At 68.2% G+C, this 16127-nt stretch carries 18 protein-coding genes; 8 read left to right on the top strand and 10 right to left on the bottom strand.

Annotation, left to right across the window (positions count from 1 at the left end; translation table 11 throughout):
* Positions 1-3 precede the first annotated feature (3 nt).
* From folP to NVU01S_RS22465, 5 genes are all read left to right on the top strand, one after another.
* Positions 4-888, top strand: a complete 885-nt coding sequence (gene folP, locus NVU01S_RS22485; protein ID WP_043665935.1) for a dihydropteroate synthase — start codon at positions 4-6, stop codon at positions 886-888.
* Positions 885-1838, top strand: coding sequence for a glucosyl-3-phosphoglycerate synthase (locus tag NVU01S_RS22480; protein WP_042256764.1), 954 nt, complete (start codon positions 885-887; stop codon positions 1836-1838). Before folP ends, NVU01S_RS22480 begins: the two co-directional genes overlap by 4 nt.
* A 223-nt stretch (positions 1839-2061) precedes the next feature.
* Positions 2062-2595, top strand: a complete 534-nt coding sequence (locus NVU01S_RS22475; RefSeq protein WP_370466188.1) for a (2Fe-2S)-binding protein — start codon at positions 2062-2064, stop codon at positions 2593-2595.
* Positions 2592-3590: an FAD binding domain-containing protein gene (locus NVU01S_RS22470; protein ID WP_043665932.1), complete on the top strand. Its 999-nt coding sequence runs from the start codon at positions 2592-2594 to the stop codon at positions 3588-3590. The genes NVU01S_RS22475 and NVU01S_RS22470 overlap by 4 nt, the downstream gene beginning before the upstream one ends.
* Positions 3587-5830 carry a xanthine dehydrogenase family protein molybdopterin-binding subunit gene (locus tag NVU01S_RS22465; protein WP_043665931.1) on the top strand — a complete coding sequence of 748 codons (2244 nt, stop codon included), beginning with the start codon at positions 3587-3589 and terminating at the stop codon, positions 5828-5830. The genes NVU01S_RS22470 and NVU01S_RS22465 overlap by 4 nt, the downstream gene beginning before the upstream one ends.
* A gap of 62 nt (positions 5831-5892) precedes the next feature.
* Here the strand turns inward: NVU01S_RS22465 and NVU01S_RS22460 are convergent, their stop codons facing one another.
* The 8 genes from NVU01S_RS22460 to sigE all read right to left on the bottom strand — a co-directional run bounded on the left by NVU01S_RS22460 (position 5893) and on the right by sigE (position 12496).
* Positions 5893-6969, bottom strand: a complete 1077-nt coding sequence (locus NVU01S_RS22460) for an XdhC family protein (RefSeq protein WP_043665929.1) — start codon at positions 6967-6969, stop codon at positions 5893-5895.
* Between the two features lie 241 nt (positions 6970-7210).
* Complete coding sequence (locus NVU01S_RS22455) at positions 7211-7426, bottom strand: hypothetical protein (RefSeq protein WP_043665927.1); 216 nt, start codon at positions 7424-7426, stop codon at positions 7211-7213.
* Between the two features lie 22 nt (positions 7427-7448).
* Positions 7449-8021: a hypothetical protein gene (locus NVU01S_RS22450; protein ID WP_156161453.1), complete on the bottom strand. Its 573-nt coding sequence runs from the start codon at positions 8019-8021 to the stop codon at positions 7449-7451.
* A 150-nt stretch (positions 8022-8171) separates the two neighbouring features.
* Entirely contained in the window at positions 8172-9029 is an 858-nt protein-coding gene (locus NVU01S_RS22445; RefSeq protein WP_014987956.1) for a hypothetical protein, read from the bottom strand.
* A 100-nt stretch (positions 9030-9129) separates the two neighbouring features.
* Positions 9130-9546 (bottom strand): Sec-independent protein translocase protein TatB, encoded by a 417-nt coding sequence (gene tatB / locus NVU01S_RS22440; RefSeq protein WP_014987955.1) that lies wholly within the window; start codon positions 9544-9546, stop codon positions 9130-9132.
* Between the two features lie 277 nt (positions 9547-9823).
* On the bottom strand, positions 9824-11374 hold the full coding sequence (locus tag NVU01S_RS22435) for a S1C family serine protease (protein WP_082031893.1): 1551 nt from the start codon (positions 11372-11374) through the stop codon (positions 9824-9826).
* Between the two features lie 10 nt (positions 11375-11384).
* Positions 11385-11777: a zf-HC2 domain-containing protein gene (locus NVU01S_RS22430; RefSeq protein ID WP_043665922.1), complete on the bottom strand. Its 393-nt coding sequence runs from the start codon at positions 11775-11777 to the stop codon at positions 11385-11387.
* Between the two features lie 62 nt (positions 11778-11839).
* Entirely contained in the window at positions 11840-12496 is a 657-nt protein-coding gene (sigE, locus tag NVU01S_RS22425) for an RNA polymerase sigma factor SigE (protein ID WP_014987952.1), read from the bottom strand.
* Positions 12497-12793: 297 nt separating this feature from the next.
* On the opposite strand from sigE, the gene NVU01S_RS22420 reads away from it, so the two are divergent.
* From NVU01S_RS22420 to NVU01S_RS22410, 3 genes are all read left to right on the top strand, one after another.
* Positions 12794-13426, top strand: coding sequence for an O-methyltransferase (locus NVU01S_RS22420; RefSeq protein ID WP_370466187.1), 633 nt, complete (start codon positions 12794-12796; stop codon positions 13424-13426).
* A 130-nt stretch (positions 13427-13556) separates the two neighbouring features.
* The gene (locus tag NVU01S_RS22415; RefSeq protein ID WP_043665917.1) at positions 13557-13790 is read left to right on the top strand and encodes a hypothetical protein; all 234 of its coding nucleotides are present in this window, start codon (positions 13557-13559) and stop codon (positions 13788-13790) included.
* A 356-nt stretch (positions 13791-14146) separates the two neighbouring features.
* A complete protein-coding gene (locus NVU01S_RS22410) occupies positions 14147-14365 on the top strand; it encodes a hypothetical protein (protein WP_043665916.1) in 219 nt (72 codons plus the stop codon).
* 43 nt (positions 14366-14408) lie between these two features.
* Here NVU01S_RS22410 and NVU01S_RS22405 read toward each other — a convergent pair whose 3' ends face one another.
* Positions 14409-15587, bottom strand: a complete 1179-nt coding sequence (locus tag NVU01S_RS22405; protein ID WP_043665913.1) for a DUF6545 domain-containing protein — start codon at positions 15585-15587, stop codon at positions 14409-14411.
* Between the two features lie 18 nt (positions 15588-15605).
* A complete protein-coding gene (locus NVU01S_RS22400; protein ID WP_052280280.1) occupies positions 15606-16106 on the bottom strand; it encodes a hypothetical protein in 501 nt (166 codons plus the stop codon).
* Between the last annotated feature and the right edge of the window lie 21 nt (positions 16107-16127).

Here is a 16127-nt window from a genome sequence, read left to right as displayed (position 1 = left end):
GGCATGTTCAGCGCCACCGTTGCACCGCTTCCGACCTTGTGCGGCAAGCCGGTGGCGACGGATCGGGCGCTGGTCATGGCGATCGTGAATCGCACGCCGGATTCCTTTTATGACCGGGGTGCCACGTTCACCGACGCCGCCGCGATGGACGCGGTCGTGCGCGCGGTGGACGAGGGTGCCGACCTGGTCGACATCGGCGGGGTGAAGGCCGGGCCGGGGTCGCTGGTCGATGCCGAGGAGGAGGCCCGGCGGGTGCTCCCGTTCGTCGCCGCGATCCGCGCGAAATTTCCGGAGCTACTGATCAGCATCGACACCTGGCGCGCCGAGGTGGCGCTGGCCGCCGTGCGCGAGGGCGCGGATCTGATCAACGACACCTGGGCGGGCGCCGATCCGGAGCTGGTGCCGGTGGCGGCCGAACAGGGCGTCGGCATCGTGTGCAGCCACACCGGCGGGGCGGTGCCGCGCACCCGGCCGCACCGGGTCCGCTACGCCGATATCCTGGCCGAAGTGACCGCCACCCTGGTGCGGGCGGCCGAGCACGCCGTCGCGGCCGGGGTGCGCGCGGATTCGATCCTGATCGATCCGACCCACGATTTCGGCAAGAACACCTATCACGGCCTGGAGTTGTTGCGCGGAGTGGACGTTCTTGTAAATACCGGGTGGCCGGTCCTGATGGCCCTCAGCAACAAGGACTTCATCGGGGAGACTCTAGGTGTCGATCTTTCCGAGCGGTTGGAGGGCACATTGGCGGCAACGGCATGGTCGGCTGCCGCGGGTGCCCGCGTCTTCCGCGTTCACGAAGTCGCCGCGACCCGGCGGGTAGTGGACATGATCGCCGCCATCCAGGGCATCCGGCCCCCAGCACGCACCCTGCGAGGTTTGGTATGAACTTTCACCACCCCCACAGCCGCGAGTACAGCCCGCCATGGGCCACGACGAACACCTGGGACACCCCGAGCTGGTCGGTCGACGAGCTCGTCGCCGCCAAGGCGGGCCGCACCGTGTCGGTGGTGCTGCCCGCGCTGAACGAGGAGAACACCGTCGCCGATGTGGTGGCCAGCATCCGGCCGCTGCTCGGCACCCTGGTCGACGAGCTGATCGTGCTCGATTCCGGCTCCACCGACGCCACCGCCGAACGGGCCCGCGCCGCGGGCGCCGAGGTGATCACGCGGGAGCAGGCGGTACCCGAACTCGACCCGGTACCCGGCAAGGGCGAGGTGCTGTGGCGTTCGCTGGCCGTGACCAGCGGTGACCTCATCGCCTTCGTCGACTCCGACCTCATCGACCCCGATCCGGCGTTCGTGCCCAAGCTGCTCGGCCCGCTGCTCACCGTCGACGACATGCACCTGGTCAAGGCCTACTACCGCAGGCCGCTGCGGCAGGGCGGCGCGGTGGACGCGCACGGCGGCGGCCGGGTCACCGAGCTCGTCGCCCGGCCGTTGCTCGCCGCGCTGCGGCCCGAACTCTCGCAGGTGTTGCAGCCGCTGGGCGGCGAGTACGCGGGCACCCGCGAACTACTCACCGCGGTCCCGTTCGCGCCCGGCTACGGCGTCGAGATCGGCCTGCTGCTCGACACCTACGACCAGGTCGGCCTGTCCGCGATCGGTCAGGTCAACCTGGGAGTGCGCACGCACCGCAACCGGCCGCTGGCCGACCTGGGCGTGATGAGCAGGCAGATCCTGGGTACCGTGCTCGGCCGCAGCGGCGTCCAGGACTCCGGCGCCGCGCTCACCCAGTTCCCGCTGGTCGGTGATGCCTTCACCGCGCACAGCACCGAGGTGTCGCTGGCCGACCGCCCGCCGATGAACACGCTGCGCCCCGCCTGGGCCGCAGCCTGAACCGAGCCTGATCCGCGAACCCGGGCGCCGTCGGCCGCCCGGGTTCGCTGCTGTCGGGACCGCGCAGTGCCGAATTCACCGGCTGCCGAGCCGATCTGAGGCGGCGATGTGGTTCGCGAGCAAGTTTGCTGAACAGACGCTACGATGTTTGCCAGGTCTTACGTTCGCATGCTGTATTTCGAGATACGCGTCCGCCGCGCGCTCATGAGCAGGAGATACGTTTATGACTATTGGTGAGCTACCCAAGCAGGACACGCGTCAGCCGGAGTTTGCCGGTCCCGATTACACGTTGGCCACGCTGCGGGTGAACGGTCACGATTTTCCGGTGGCCCTCGAACCCCGGGTCAGCCTGCTCGACGCCCTGCGCGAATATCTGCGCCTCACCGGCACCAAGAAGGGGTGTGACCAGGGCGCCTGCGGCGCCTGCACGGTGTGGGTCGACGGGAAGCGTGAATTGTCCTGTCTCACTCTGGCATTGAGTGTGCAAGGCCGGGAGGTCACCACGATCGAGGGGGTCGCGGAGGGCGACGAGCTGCATCCGGTGCAGCGCGCGTTCATCAGCTGCGACGGCTTCCAATGCGGTTACTGCACGCCCGGTCAGATCATGTCGGCGATCAAATGCATCGAAGAGGGCCATACCGGCAGCGACGAAGAGATCGCCGAATGGATGAGCGGCAATATCTGCCGCTGCGCCGCCTACCAGAACATCCGGGACGCGATAAAGACCGCGGAGGGTGAAATGGGGCAGACCCGATGAAGCCCATCGCCTTCGCCCGCGCCGAAACGGTGGACGAGGCGCTCATCGCCGTCGCCGCCCGTCCGAACACCGTATTCCTCGCCGGCGGTACGACTCTGGTGGATATGCTGCGCATCGGCGCGATGGAGCCGGACAACGTCGTCGACATCAACCGGCTGCCGCTGACCGCGCTGGAGCACACCCCGGACGGCGGGCTGCGCATCGGTGCGATGGTCCGGATGAGCGAGGTCGCGGCCGATCCCGGTGTGCGGGAACGCTTCCCGTTCCTGTCGATCGCGCTGTGGAAGGGCGCGTCCGCGCAGATCCGCAATATGGCGTCGATGGGCGGCAACCTGATGCAGAAGGTGCGCTGCCCGCAGTTCCGCGATATCGCCTACGCCTGCAACAAGCGCGAGCCCGGCAGCGGCTGCGGCGCCCTCGACGGCCTGCATCGCGGCAATGCCGTATTGGGCACCAGCGAGCACTGTTTCGCGATGCACCCCTCCGATATGGCGAACCCGCTCACCGCGCTCGATGCCGTGGTGCAGGTGCAGGGGCCGCGCGGCATCCGCAGCATCCCCTTCGACGACTTCTTCCTGTTGCCCGGGGCCACACCGCATCTGGAGCATCCGATCACCAGCGACGAGCTCATCATCCGGATCGACGTGCCGCCCTTGCCGTTCGCGAAGAACTCGCACTACCTGAAGGTGCGCGACCGCGAATCCTATGAGTTCGCCGCCGCTTCCGCGGCCGTGGCACTCGACCTCGCGGACGGTGTCGTGCGGGATGTCCGGATCGGCCTCGGCGGCGTGGCGACCAAACCGTGGCGGGCCAGGATGGCCGAGGATCTGTTGACCGGCAAGCCGGCGACGAAGGAGAACTTCGCCGCGGCGGCGGCCACCGAACTCGCGGCCGCCGACGACAGCCACCCGATGAACCGGTTCAAAATCGAACTGGCGCAACGCACCCTGGTACGCACCCTGGAAACCGTCGCGGCGCAAGGGGATCGGAAATGAGCGCGCCCGCCGCCGCGAAGCTGATCGGCCAGCCGCGCGACCGCATCGACGGGCACGCCAAGGTCACCGGCGCGGCGCGCTATACGGCCGAGATCCCGATGCCGAACGCCGCGTACGGCGTGCTCGTGGGCGCCGAGATCGGCAACGGCACACTGACTTCCCTCGACATCAGCCGCGCATTGCGAGCCGGCGCGGTGGCCGTGTTCACCCACGAGAACCTGCCGCGGGTCACCACGGTGCCACTGGTGCCCTCGCTGTTCGGCCATCCCGCGCCCGGACAGACCTTCTTTCCCCTGCAGGACACCACGATCCACTACTTCGGCCAGCCGATCGCCGTGGTGGTGGCGGATACCTTCGAGGTCGCCCAGCAGGCCGCCCGGCTGATCGAGGCGACCTACGACGAGCAGCCCGCCCTGGTGCGTGTGGACGACGGACGCGACGAACAGTATGTGCCGGACAAGATCTTCGCCGGGTTCGTCCCGGCCACGCAGTCGCGCGGCGACTTCGCCGGTGCGGCCGCGGCCGCCGCGCACACCGTCGACGCGACCTTCCGGTTCGCCGCCAACCATCACAATCCGATCGAATGCTCGGTCACCGCCGCGATGTGGAACGGGGATTCGGTCACCGTCTACGACGCCACCCAGGGCATCGTGGCCAGCCAGCTGACCATCGCGGCACACCTCGGGATCTCGCCGAGCAAGGTGCGGGTGGTGACGGACTACGTCGGCGGCGGCTTCGGCGCCAAAGCGATGATGTGGCCGCACGTTACGCTCGCGCCGCTGATCGCGCGGGAGCTGGGCCGGCCGATCCGGGTGATCCTGAACCGGGAGCAGATGTTCTACGGCACCGGGTTACGGGAAGAGCAGGAGCAGCGCGTCACGCTGGTGAGCGACGCCGAGGGCCGGTTCACCGGCCTGCGCCACCACAAGCTCTCCCTCACTTCGCATTTCGACGACTGGGCCGAGCCCTCGCTCGAGGTGGCGAGCAAGGCGTACGGTATCCCGCACTGGGAGGGGCAGTATCGGCTGATCAAGGCCAACATCATGACGCCGACCTTCATGCGCGGCCCCGGCGAGGCCTCGGGCATGGTCGCGCTCGAATGCGCGATCGACGAACTCGCCACCCAACTCGGCGCCGACCCGGTGGAACTGCGCCTGCGCAATCACGCCGCGGTCGATCCGGAAAGCGGAAACCCGTGGAGTTCCGACGGTTATCTCGATTGCCTGCGGCAGGCCGCGCAGCGATTCGGCTGGGACGGGCGGCAGCAGACGCCGGGTTCGCACGTCGACGGCAACTGGCTCATCGGCTGGGGCGTCGGCACCGCGGGCTATCCGGTGTACGAACCCGGCCAGCCGCAACGCGCGCACGCCCGGCTGCGCTCGGACGGGTCGCTCGTGGTGCAGGCGGGGACCCAGGAATTCGGCACCGGTGTCGCCACGGCGATGACCCAGGTCGCCGGGGACGCGATGGGAATGCCGTTCGACCGCATCCGATTCGAGATCGGCAACACCGACTATCCGAACGTCGCGGCGACCGTCGGGTCGATCGGCGCGAGCGCGGTGAGTTCCGCGGTGCACAACACCTGCTCCGATCTGCTCCGGCAGCTCATCGACATCGCGGTCGCCGATATCGATTCCCCGCTGCGCGGGCGCACGCCCGACGAGATCGAGGGCGTCGACGGCAGGTTGCGGCTGCGCGACGATCCGTCGGTCAGCGATTCGTACGCCGATGTCCTTGACCGCAACCAGCTTTCGGATATCGAGACGACCGGCAGCTGGCGGCCCGCGACGACGCCCGCGCCCTACGGAAAGATGAGCTTCGGCGCGCAGTTCGCCGAGGTCGCCGTCGATCCGGAACTCGGGTTGGTCCGGGTCCGGCGCATGGTCGGCGCGTTCGCGCCGGGGCGGGTGCTCAACGTGAAGCTGGCCCGCAGTCAGGTGCTCGGCGGCATGAATTGGGGCCTGTCCCAAGCGCTCATGGAAGGCAGCGTGCCCGATATCCGGGACGGCCGGTGGGCCAACGCCTCACTGCTGGAATACCTGCTGCCGGTGAACGCCGACGCCCCCGCCGTCGACATCTCGTTCGTCGAGGTCGACGACGCGGTGGTGAACCCCTTGGGCGTCAAGGGCATCGGCGAACTCGGCATGATCGGCGCGGCCGCGGCCATCGTCAACGCCGTACACCACGCCACCGGAAAACGCCTGCGCGACATCCCCTTACGCATCGAACACCTACTCTGAGCGCGGCCACCGCGAACCGGACACCGGCACTTCGGGATTCATCCGGGCGGTGGATGTCCCGGTCAGTGGTGGATGGGGCCGTCGAGGCGGTCGAGCGGGCGGGCTGAGGCGGCGCTGCGTTCGGCGAGGATCTGGGCGGCGATGGAGATCGCGGTCTCGTCGGGGGTGCGCGCGTTGAGGTCGAGGCCGAGTGGGCTCTTCAGGCGGGCCAGGCGGCGCTCGGTGACTCCGGCCGCGCGTAGTCGCTCGGTGCGTTCGGCGTGGGTGCGCCGGGAACCGAGGGCGCCGACGAAACCGAGGTCGTCGAGGTCCAGTGCGGCCGCGATGGTCGGCACGTCGAACTTGGTGTCGTGGGTGAGCACACAGACCACGGTGCGGCCGTCGACCCGCCCGGCCTCGTGCTCGGCGCGCAGATAGCGGTGCGGCCAGTCGACGACGACCTCGTGCGCGGCCGGGAATCGGGCTGCGGTGGCGAAGGTTTCGCGTGCGTCCACCACGGTGACCCGATAGCCGAGTTGCCTGCCGGTGCGGCTGAGCGCCCGGACGAAATCGTTGGCACCGGCCAGGATCATGCGGGCGGGCGCGGCGAAGACCTGGACGAACACCCGCGGTCGCGGCGAGCTGTGCACCTCGCACTCGTCCGCGCCGACCAATCCGCTGCGGCCGGCGTCGAGCAGTGCGCGGGCGTCCCGGTCCACCCCGTGCCACGGTTCGGCGCTGTCCGAGTACACCAGCTGCCACGCACCGGCCGCGTCCATCCGGGTGGCCAACGCGACCGGCGTGCCCGACTCGAGGTCCTGTCGCAGCCGGGTAAGGATCGGGATCAGGTCGCGACCGACCGGCTCGACGAACACCTCGATCTCGCCACCACAGGTCAAGCCGACCGCGAGGCCGTCACCGTCGGCATAGCCGAACCGGTCGGTCACCGGTTGACCGGTGTCGAGCACCTGCCGGGCGGATTCGACGACGGCCGCCTCGACGCAGCCACCCGAGACGGACCCGAGAACCGCACCGGCGTCGGTGACGATCATCGCGGCGCCCAGCTCACGCGGACCGGGACCGGTGGTATCGACGACCCGGGCCAGTGCCACCGGGCCTTGCGCCAGTGAAGCGATGAGTTGCTCGAGCATTGCGCGCATCGGCACGTACCTCCCTCGAGCTGAGCGACGGCAGTGTTGCCGCCGTACTACTCAGGGTAGCTATCCGAAAGCTATGTAGCCGCGTACGCGGTTCGCCCTGCGGTTTGCGCCGCGCCGGGCCATCGACGCTGCGCCTGGACATCGACGCTGCGCTGGGAAATGACGCTGCGCTGGGCCGTTGACGCTGCGCTGGGCCATTGACGCTGCGCTGGGATATCGACGCTGCGCTATGGGCCCGCGATCAGGAGGATTCTTGCAACGCCTCGGGGACCGGCAACTCGACGAGTCGTTCCTCGGCCTCCTGCGCGCTCGGCGAGTTCTCCTCGGCGAGTCGCGCCTGTAGGGCGGCGACGGTGAGTTGGCCGTACGGTGCGGTGGGTCTGCGCAGGACGGTCACGACAAGGACGAGCAGGCCGAACACCAGTACGGTGCCGCCGACGATGATGAGCGGGTTCATCACTGCCTCCTCGGTTGACGCGTCAGTCGGTCGTTTCGCGGAGCACCAGACCGGTCGGGACCGTGCCGGTGCGGAAATAGTTCGCGAAGATCGCGGCGGTTTCCTCGGCCGTCCACACTTCGTCCGGGTAGATCCATGGTGCGGGCACACTGTCGGGCACCTGGACGCAGATGCCGGGCTCGCCGTCTCGGCTGCCCGTCCGGCCGACGGTGAACCGCCGGGTGACGGCGTCGACGGTGTGGCAGAGTTCGACGACCACCGCATCGGCGGAGCCGGTGCACAACAGGTAGTTCGCGCCCGGCGCGGCGCTGATCGCCGGGCTGATCTCGGTGGAGCGCATAGCGTCGGGCAGTCGGGTCAGCTGCACCGAGTAGCGGTGGTGACCGTCGAGCCTGCGGAGCGGGCGCAGGTAGCTCTCGATCGTTTCGCCCGCGCCGACGAACAGTTTCAGCCGATCGCTGTAGGTGACCCGATGGGTGGTGATGGTCGGTTCGGTCGCATCGACGGCGGCCGGACTCATCGGAGCCTGCGGATCGCGCCGCACCGTGCGAACCGTCGGTGCGGAACTGGCTGCAAACGAACCTGGAACACTCATCGGAACTTCACCTATCAACGCATAGTTATCTTCTAGCTATTCAACCATCGCATCGAGAATTCCCGAATGGAAGAGCGGCGTGACCTGTGCCACATCTGCGGGCGCGCAGGTATCAGGCCACGGTCGCTTCGGCGGCCGGACGGGTCGCGGTCAGCGGCGCAGACCCGGTGCGGGCAAACGGGTTTCGGGGTCGTGGCGGTACACCGGGGTGAGCAGTTCGGCCTCCAGCGGCTCACCGGTCGCACGGTCGAACCGGCAGGCGACGAGCACCGAGAACAAATGGGTCGCGGCGCGTTCGTGCAGCGTCGCCAATCGGGTCGCGAGCAAACGGATGGCACCGAGCGAACCCGGCGGGTGCATGCCGTCGATCATCAGCACCGTGCCGCGCCCGTCCGGCCGCGGCAATCGAGCCAGATACGCGATGTCGTGGGGGTCGGGCCCGCCGGGCCGATAGACCCGCCGGGCCGCGCGGTCCTCGATCCCGCGCCGCGCGTCGCCCGCGCGGGCCACGGCCCGGCGCAACCGCGGGTCCGCCGCGATGAGCTGGCGCAGGCTGGGGGACAGCTCGGGCCCGCCGAGCACGATCAGGCCATCGCGACTCAGGTCGACCGGCCTGCCCGGCAGGAAGTGTTCGATCGAAGCGGTGAAACCGAGTTCGCGGAGCAGTTCGACCAGCCGGTGCGGCGCCGCCGGATCGGGCGCGCCGATCACCCGGCCCGCCCGCACCTCCGGCACCAGCACGGTCAGCGTCCCGTGCCCGAAGAACAAACCTTCCGGTGCGGGCCCCTGGGTGCTGACCTGATGGATTCGGGCGCGGGAAAGCCCGGCTGCCGCACCGATTCTCGCGAACGTCCAGCCTTCGGCGTGGAGTTCCCGGATCACGGCACGGCGAATCCTGGTGAGTTCGTTGATCGTCTGCTGGGCCGCCGCCACCCCATCGGTGGCCGCCTTCAAACGCTCGACCTTGTCTTCGATCGCGAAAACTCGCGCCACGTCATCGGCCGACATGTGCGAAGTCTAGACAGCTGGACACGCCAAGGTGTTTAGCTTTCTTGACACTGAGCCCTACTCGTGACTCGTATGGGCCAGTTCGATGATCTTCTGGGCGTCAGGTGGCGTCGGTATCGATCGGCGGACGCTCGTTGCGCTCCAACGGTTTTTCCAGCTTCGGCATCGGATAGTCCGGCATCGCGCCGCCGGTGCCGTAGATGTCCTTCTTGTCGGGCAGCGCGCTCTCCAGATTCTTCAGGATCGAATCGTCGCCGTTGAGAAGGTGTTTGGTGACCATCGAGCGCGGAGTCATACCGCGCAGTTCGTTCAGATCGGCCAGCGGCTTGCGCAGGTCCTCGAATTCCGGGCCGAGTTCGTCCTTCAGCTGCGCGGTGGCGCCGCTGGCGTAGTCGCGCACCTGGCGCAGGCTGCGCGTGGTCCAGCGAACCGCGCCGGGCAGTCGCTCCGGTCCGAGGATCACGAGGGCGGCGACGAGCAAGATCATCATCTCGCTCCAGCCGATGTTGCTGAACACGTTTCCAGGCTACCCGGCCACCCGACCAGCGGCTCAGTCGGATTCACCGCTGGGGAACCCGCGGATCCGGCCCGCGCGACCCCGATCGAACTGCGGGCAGCCGCCGCGACGACGACTGCCCGCACGATGCCCGCAACGACAACGCGTTGATCGTCACCCGCCGAAGCGGTGAGACCTATCTCACAGGACCCTGGGTGAACTGGGGAGACTCATGCGGCGGACGCCGTGCGGTACTGGAAGATTCACAGTTCCATGGTCTGGGTCGCCGCCTGTGGGATCAGTCCGACTGCAAGGTGACCGGCACGTCGACCCGCCTGCCGTCGCGGATCAGCTGGACGGTCACGGTGTCGCCGATCTTGTTCAGCTGCACGGCGAGAACCAGCTCGTCGCGCGAGGTCACCTCGCGATCGCCGACCTTGACGATGACATCGCCCTCGACGATGCCGGCCTTCGCCGCCGGGCTGCCGGGCGTGACATCGGCGACCCGGGCGCCGGACATCACCTCGTTGGCCACGTTCTTGGTCTGCGCGCTGACGCCGAGCTGCGCGTGATGCATGACGCCGTCGCGGATCAGGGTCTGCGCCACGTTCGTCACCTGATCGATCGGGATCGCGAAGCCGAGGCCGACCGAGCCGCCGGATTCGCTGCGGATCGCGGTGTTGATGCCGACGAGCCGGCCCTCCATGTCGACCAGTGCGCCGCCGGAGTTGCCGGGGTTGATCGAGGCGTCGGTCTGCACCGCGTCGATCACGGCTTTGGTATCGCTGCCCTCGCCCTCGAGGGCGACGGGGCGGTGCAGCGCACTGACGATGCCGGAGGTGACCGTCTTGCTCAGCCCGAGCGGCGAGCCGATGGCCAGCACCTCGTCGCCGACCTGGATGTTGTCGGACTTGCCGAGCTTGGCCACGGTGAGGTTCTTGACGTCGACCTTGAGCACCGCGAGATCGGTCTTCGGATCCCGGCCCACGATCTGCGCGGGCACCTTCGTGCCGTCGGAGAAGGTGACCTGGATGGTGGCCCGGTTGGTCTTGTCCTGGGCGGCCATCGACACCACGTGGTTGTTGGTGGTGATGAAACCCTGGCCGTCGATCACCACGCCGGAACCGGTCGCGCCGTTGTCGCCGACGGTGACCCGGATGGATACCACCGACGGCAGCACCGCGTTGGCCACCTTGGCGATCTGGCTGTGCGGTTGCTCGGTGTCGGCGCTCTGCTCCAGCGTGACCTTGCGCGAGGTGAGCGTCGAAGCCTGCTCGGCGGTCAGCCTGCCGACGAGGCCGCCGAGCACACCGACCGCGAGCGCGAGGACGGCGAGCAGAGCCAGCGCCTTGGGTGCGACCCGGGAGCCGAAAAGTACCTCGCGGGCGCTCAGCCGCCGCGCCTGCGGCAGTGGTTCGGCGGTGGGGGTCGGCACTGCGGGAGCGCCCAGCCGTGCGGCAGCGGTGGGATCACGCCACGGATCGACCGGGCCCGCGACGGTCGCGGTGCCCTCGGCCGCGTCGGGGTCGCGCTGCAACAGTTCGGTGGAGCCCTCCGGGCGGCCGAAAGCCTCGGCCAGCACCGCGTCCGGCGGACGGTTCTGCAGATCCGCGCCCGCGACCGGAGCGGCGCCCCGGGGCAGCGGTTCGGCGAACGAACCCGACTGCCCGGACGGCCTGCGGAAGGCGCGGGCGGTATGCGTGTCGACATGCGGACGATAAACCGGGCGCGGACCGAGTACGGGCGCGTCCGGCGGCCGCAGGTTACCCCTGGGCGCCGAATCCGATTGCCTGCCCTGGACGCGATCCGGGGTCTCGGGCGATCCGGTATTCGTCGATTCCGTCGTCACGGCCCAAACTCTACTTGCGCCACCACGTAGTCCACTTGGTCGCGGTGAACGAATCGGTCAGGAATCCGAAAACTGCCTCGTTGCGCGGAGTCGCGTGGGAACCGTTGGTGGATTGATTCGTCGCGCCGCCCGGCAATTCGGCCAGCGGAATACGGTTCAGGCTGTCGTGCAAGCCGGTCGGCAACTGGATCGGGCCGGACTGGCGCAGCGCGATCCGGGCCTGCTGCTGCGCATCGACCTCGGCCGCGCACTCCGGGCACTGGGAAAGATGTTGGGCGGCACGCAGATAGGCGTTCATCCGCAACTCGCCGTCCACATAGGCCGCGATCGCCTCGCTGGCCAGATGCTCGGTGGGACGGAATCGAGGCGGACGACGACCGGGCGTACTGGAGTCGCCACTCATTCGGTGTTCACCCTTCCAACCGACATCATCCGATCCGTAGGGCGATGCCGGCGTTGTCCGGCTCACCCGATATTCGCTTCAGCGGCGAACCGCTGCTCACTTCCATTATGCGCAAGGTGGTCACGCAATGCCTGCCGCCCACGGTGAATCCGGCTGCGCACGGTGCCGAGTTTCACCCCGAGCGTAGCGCCGATCTCCTCGTAGGACAGCCCTTCGATGTCACACAGCACCACCGCGGCGCGGAATTCCGGCGCCAGCGAATCCAGGGCGGATTGCAGGTCCGGATCGAGTCGGGCGTCGTGGTAGGCCTGTTCCGGGTCGGGGCCCTCGGAGGGCACCCGATCGTAATCCTCGGGCAGTGCTTCCATCCGGATGCGATTGCGGCGCCGGACCATGTCCAGGAACAGGTTCGTGGTGATGCGGTGCAGCCAGCCCTCGAAGGTGCCCGGCTGGTAATTGGACAGCGAGCGGAACACCCGGATGAACGTTTCCTGGGTGAGGTCCTCGGCGTCCTGCGCGTCGCCGGAAAGACGGTAGGCCAGGCGATAGACCCGGTCGGCGTGTTCGCGGACCAGATCGTCCCAGGACGGCATCGCCGACCGGTCGCCGGTGGCATCGAAAGCAGCGGTACCGGTCAGGTCGGCGGCCTCGGCGGCGTCGGACTCGATCGGCAGGATCTGCTCGGGCAGGGTGGCGTACTCACGCGCCGCATCGACCATGTGGATGGGGCTACCTCCTACTAGGGACCGTAAACTCGGAACCACGCTCCGATCCGAAATCTCTTTCGGACCAGGAACCGTTACGTACGGATACAACCGACAACTTGTCTGTCGTTGTTCCCGCGTCCCGCGTCGATCCGGTCAGTGGTCTTGCGTTGCCCCTACTCTTTCCTGTCCTGATATGGCCTGTGTATGGAGATGCTGAGCGCTGCCTGAGAAAAATCGGCCCGCAGATTGCTCGGCGGGGCGTGTTGTTCGGAACGCCGATAACCGGCGGCCAGCACTAACCTCATAGGCGTGGCATCGAATTTGGAGCGAAATCTCGCCTACGTGGAGGAATCCGTCGTGGAAGACGAGATCCTCGTCAGCGCGCGTGAACGGGCCACCGAGCTCGGAGCGGTACCGGTGCCGCCCTCGGTCGGCGCGCTGCTCAGCATGTACGCCCAGCTGCTCGGGGCCAAGGCGGTGGTCGAGGTCGGCACCGGGGCGGGCATCAGCGGCCTGTGGCTGCTCGACGGCATGCGCGAGGACGGCACGCTGACCACCATCGACTCCGAGCCGGAGCATCAGCGCGCCGCCAAGGAGGCCTTCCGCGCCGCGGAGATCCCGCCCGCGCGCACCCGGTTGATCAACGGCCGCGCGCTCGACGTGCTGCCCCGCCTCGCCGACGGCGCCTACGATCTGGTGTTCATCGACGCCGCGCCGCTCGAGCATCCCCAGTACGTCGGCCAAGCGGTGCGGCTGCTGCGCGAAGGCGGCGCCATCCTGCTGCACAACGCGTTGCTCGGCGGCCGGGTACCCGATGCGGCACAGCGTGATCCGGCCACCCAGGCGGTGCGCGCCGCGACCCGGGCGATCGCCGAGGATCCGGAACTCACCAGCGTGCTGATCCCGGTCGGTGACGGATTGCTCTGCGCCTCACGGGGTTAGCCTGCTTGCCTTGCTTGCCAGGTGTCGCGCAGTTCGTGACAGTTGCTGTGTGACTGCGTGATTCGCATTTCCTGATTCCACCGCCCGGCGCTGGGTATACCCCGATCAGCCTGGCGGCGGAGGTAAAGCAATGCGTGGGTACGAATATTTCGAAATCGGCCATGTCGGCCATGTGGTGACCGAACGCCGGTCCAGTTGGCTGCGGCCGACACTGCTGATTTTCGGCTTCGTCATAGTGGCCGCGATCCTGGTGATGGTGGTCGTGAGTAATACCGATTTCGATACCGGCCCGACGAAAGTGACGCCACCACCCGGGCCTTGCGAACCGTTCTGTACGGCGCCTGCCGCACCACCCGTCCGGTAGTTCCGCGCTCCGGTCCGCGCGGGATCCGATGCTGAATTCGGTTGTCGCACTGGGTATTGCCTGACCTGCTGTGGCGTGGATCACCAGTCCTGAAGTCCGGTCCTCGATGTACGATGTCCGGTTCGCCTTCGGGTGTTCGTGTTCGAGCAGGGAGGCCGGACACGAACGCGCCCCGTCGGCGTTCGGCACCCGTCGGTGACCGACCCGGGAGGGGTGGGCCGGTCACCGACCGCGTCGCCGGCGCGGGTGCGCGAAACGGCAGCGCCGTGGCGATCCGAGGCGCATGCTGCTCACAGCACGAACCGGTACCGCGCCGGTACCGCCTGTTCCGGGCCTGCGGAAGAGGTGCGACCCGAGTGATCTACTACTTCTTGAACAACAACAACGACGACAACGATCGCCGCCCGATCCACTGGGGCGGCGCGACGATCGCCTTCGCCTTGGTCCTGCTCGCCGCGATCGTGATGGTCTATCTGGTCAGCACCGCCGATTTCGGTGACCCGTCCAGGAGCACCGTCCCTCGCACCCCCGGCCCCTGCGCCCCCTTCTGCACCGCCACCCCGGTCCCACAGTGAGCACCGCCTGATCGACCCCATAAATCGGAACCCCGAATTTCTGTCACGTCGCCTTCGTCGCCGTGGCATCGCCGACCAACGCGCGGGCTCGGGACCATTGGGCGGCGACGGCGGCCAGTTCGGCGGATTCCTCGGCCAGGTTGTTGCCTGCGTTGTGCTGTAGCGAGTGGGTGCCGGTCGGCGCGTCGCCGCGGGTCTTCGCTGCGCAAGCACGCACCATGCGGACCGCCAGATCGAGGGCCGCGCGTTCCGGATCGCTGCGCGCCGCCCCGGCGATCTCGGCGCGCAATGATGCCGGGGTGGGGGAGGCGTAGCGGGAGAGCAGGAGCAGGCTGTCCCGGATCTCGATCACGGTGCGATGCAGGAAGTAGCGGCTGCGCTGTGGGCCGTTCGGAGTCGAGGCGCGATGCACGATCTCGGGGCAGGCGGCGGTGAGATCGAACCACAAGGGCAGCAAGCGCTTTCGACGGCGCGACCACAGGTCCAGCCCGGCCGCGTCGATCAGCCAGGCCAGTACCGGCACGGCGGCGATGCCGAAGAACGGCACCATCTGCACGAAGACGGCGTTGTGGTCGATCACCAGATGCAGGTCCGTCAGCCAGTTCCGGCGGCCCAGGCCGCGCTGAACCGCGGCGACCAGATTCAGGCTGGTGACGGCGAAAACCGAGCAGGCCGTGCCGAGCACCATGGCGTGGATGGCGCGCTCGCGGCGGTCGTGCTGCCGTTTGCGCATCTCGATCGCGCACACCCCGCCCAGGTAGCCGACCATCCAGTAGGTCATCGGCGCGAGTGCGAGCCAGAAGCCGAGCTGGCCCCACCCCGGACGCAGGTACATCGCGTCCGGGTCCGGCCCGTGCGCCAGTCCGTCGAGCCGCAGCGCCACCAGACTGGAAATCGCCGCCAGCCCGTAGACCACCGCGGCCGGCTGCGTGTGCCCGAACATCGCGGCCGCCAGCAGCAGGCTGGCGGCGACGGTGAACATGAAGCCGATCGCACCGAACTGGTAGATCAGGCCGTTGCTCAGCAAGCCACCGGTCAGATCCGAGAGCAGTTGCCGCAGGGTCGGCTCGTGCGTGGTAGTGATCTCCGCGAGCATCGCGAGCAGGATGTTGTAGCGCCGGTCGACCAGTGTGTCGCGAAACCGAGCGAGCCGCAGCGCCAGCAAGACCCAGGCGAAGACGGCGATCGGCAGGGTCACCGCCGTCGGCAAGAAGAAGTCCACGGTCCCCCCGGCTTCAGCTCAGCGGCGGAAGATCGCTCGGCCGAGGACGGAACTGGAACGCGGAGTGTCGGTTTCGGACATCAGCAGGGAGGCGAAGAGTTCGGCTTGGCTTTCCAGCACGTCGTCGTAGTCGGTGCGAGCCAGCACGCGCAGCACGGTGTCGGCATCCAGTTCGGTGAACAGTTGCTCGACCATGCGGCGCTGCGCGGGCTGCGATACGTAGCCGGTGTGGTCGAGCAGCAGATGCGCGATCTCGTGCAGCACGATGTGGTCGGTGTGATAGCCCGAGCTCGTCGCGTCGTAGGCGACCACCACCTTGTCGGGCCGTTCGATGACCACGCCGCACGGAAACCCGCTCGCCGTCAGCCCGGGTTGGGGCGAGAGCGTGATCGGTTTGCCGAGCAACTCCTCGATGTGCCGGATGAAGGTCGGCAGATGCCACGGCCGCGGCACTTCGAGCGAGGCTGCCAGCGTTCGGACATGGTCGAGCGCGGGATCTCGGTCAGCGCGCCTCATCATCGGTATATTTTCGGGTCGGAC

Source organism: Nocardia vulneris (genome assembly GCF_001613425.1).
Taxonomy (GTDB): Bacteria; Actinomycetota; Actinomycetes; order Mycobacteriales; family Mycobacteriaceae; genus Nocardia; species Nocardia vulneris.
Note: the sequence above shows the minus strand (reverse complement) of the source record. Positions and strands in the feature narration are given on the sequence as shown.

Coding starts and splice junctions, on each gene's coding strand:
- folP (WP_043665935.1), top strand. CDS start 4: ATGTTCAGCGCCACCGTTGCACCGCTTCCGACCTTGTGCGGCAAGCCG.
- NVU01S_RS22480 (WP_042256764.1), top strand. CDS start 885: ATGAACTTTCACCACCCCCACAGCCGCGAGTACAGCCCGCCATGGGCC.
- NVU01S_RS22475 (WP_370466188.1), top strand. CDS start 2,062: ATGACTATTGGTGAGCTACCCAAGCAGGACACGCGTCAGCCGGAGTTT.
- NVU01S_RS22470 (WP_043665932.1), top strand. CDS start 2,592: ATGAAGCCCATCGCCTTCGCCCGCGCCGAAACGGTGGACGAGGCGCTC.
- NVU01S_RS22465 (WP_043665931.1), top strand. CDS start 3,587: ATGAGCGCGCCCGCCGCCGCGAAGCTGATCGGCCAGCCGCGCGACCGC.
- NVU01S_RS22460 (WP_043665929.1), bottom strand. CDS start 6,969: ATGCGCGCAATGCTCGAGCAACTCATCGCTTCACTGGCGCAAGGCCCG.
- NVU01S_RS22455 (WP_043665927.1), bottom strand. CDS start 7,426: ATGAACCCGCTCATCATCGTCGGCGGCACCGTACTGGTGTTCGGCCTG.
- NVU01S_RS22450 (WP_156161453.1), bottom strand. CDS start 8,021: ATGAGTGTTCCAGGTTCGTTTGCAGCCAGTTCCGCACCGACGGTTCGC.
- NVU01S_RS22445 (WP_014987956.1), bottom strand. CDS start 9,029: ATGTCGGCCGATGACGTGGCGCGAGTTTTCGCGATCGAAGACAAGGTC.
- NVU01S_RS22430 (WP_043665922.1), bottom strand. CDS start 11,777: ATGAGTGGCGACTCCAGTACGCCCGGTCGTCGTCCGCCTCGATTCCGT.
- sigE (WP_014987952.1), bottom strand. CDS start 12,496: ATGGTCGATGCGGCGCGTGAGTACGCCACCCTGCCCGAGCAGATCCTG.
- NVU01S_RS22415 (WP_043665917.1), top strand. CDS start 13,557: ATGCGTGGGTACGAATATTTCGAAATCGGCCATGTCGGCCATGTGGTG.
- NVU01S_RS22400 (WP_052280280.1), bottom strand. CDS start 16,106: ATGATGAGGCGCGCTGACCGAGATCCCGCGCTCGACCATGTCCGAACG.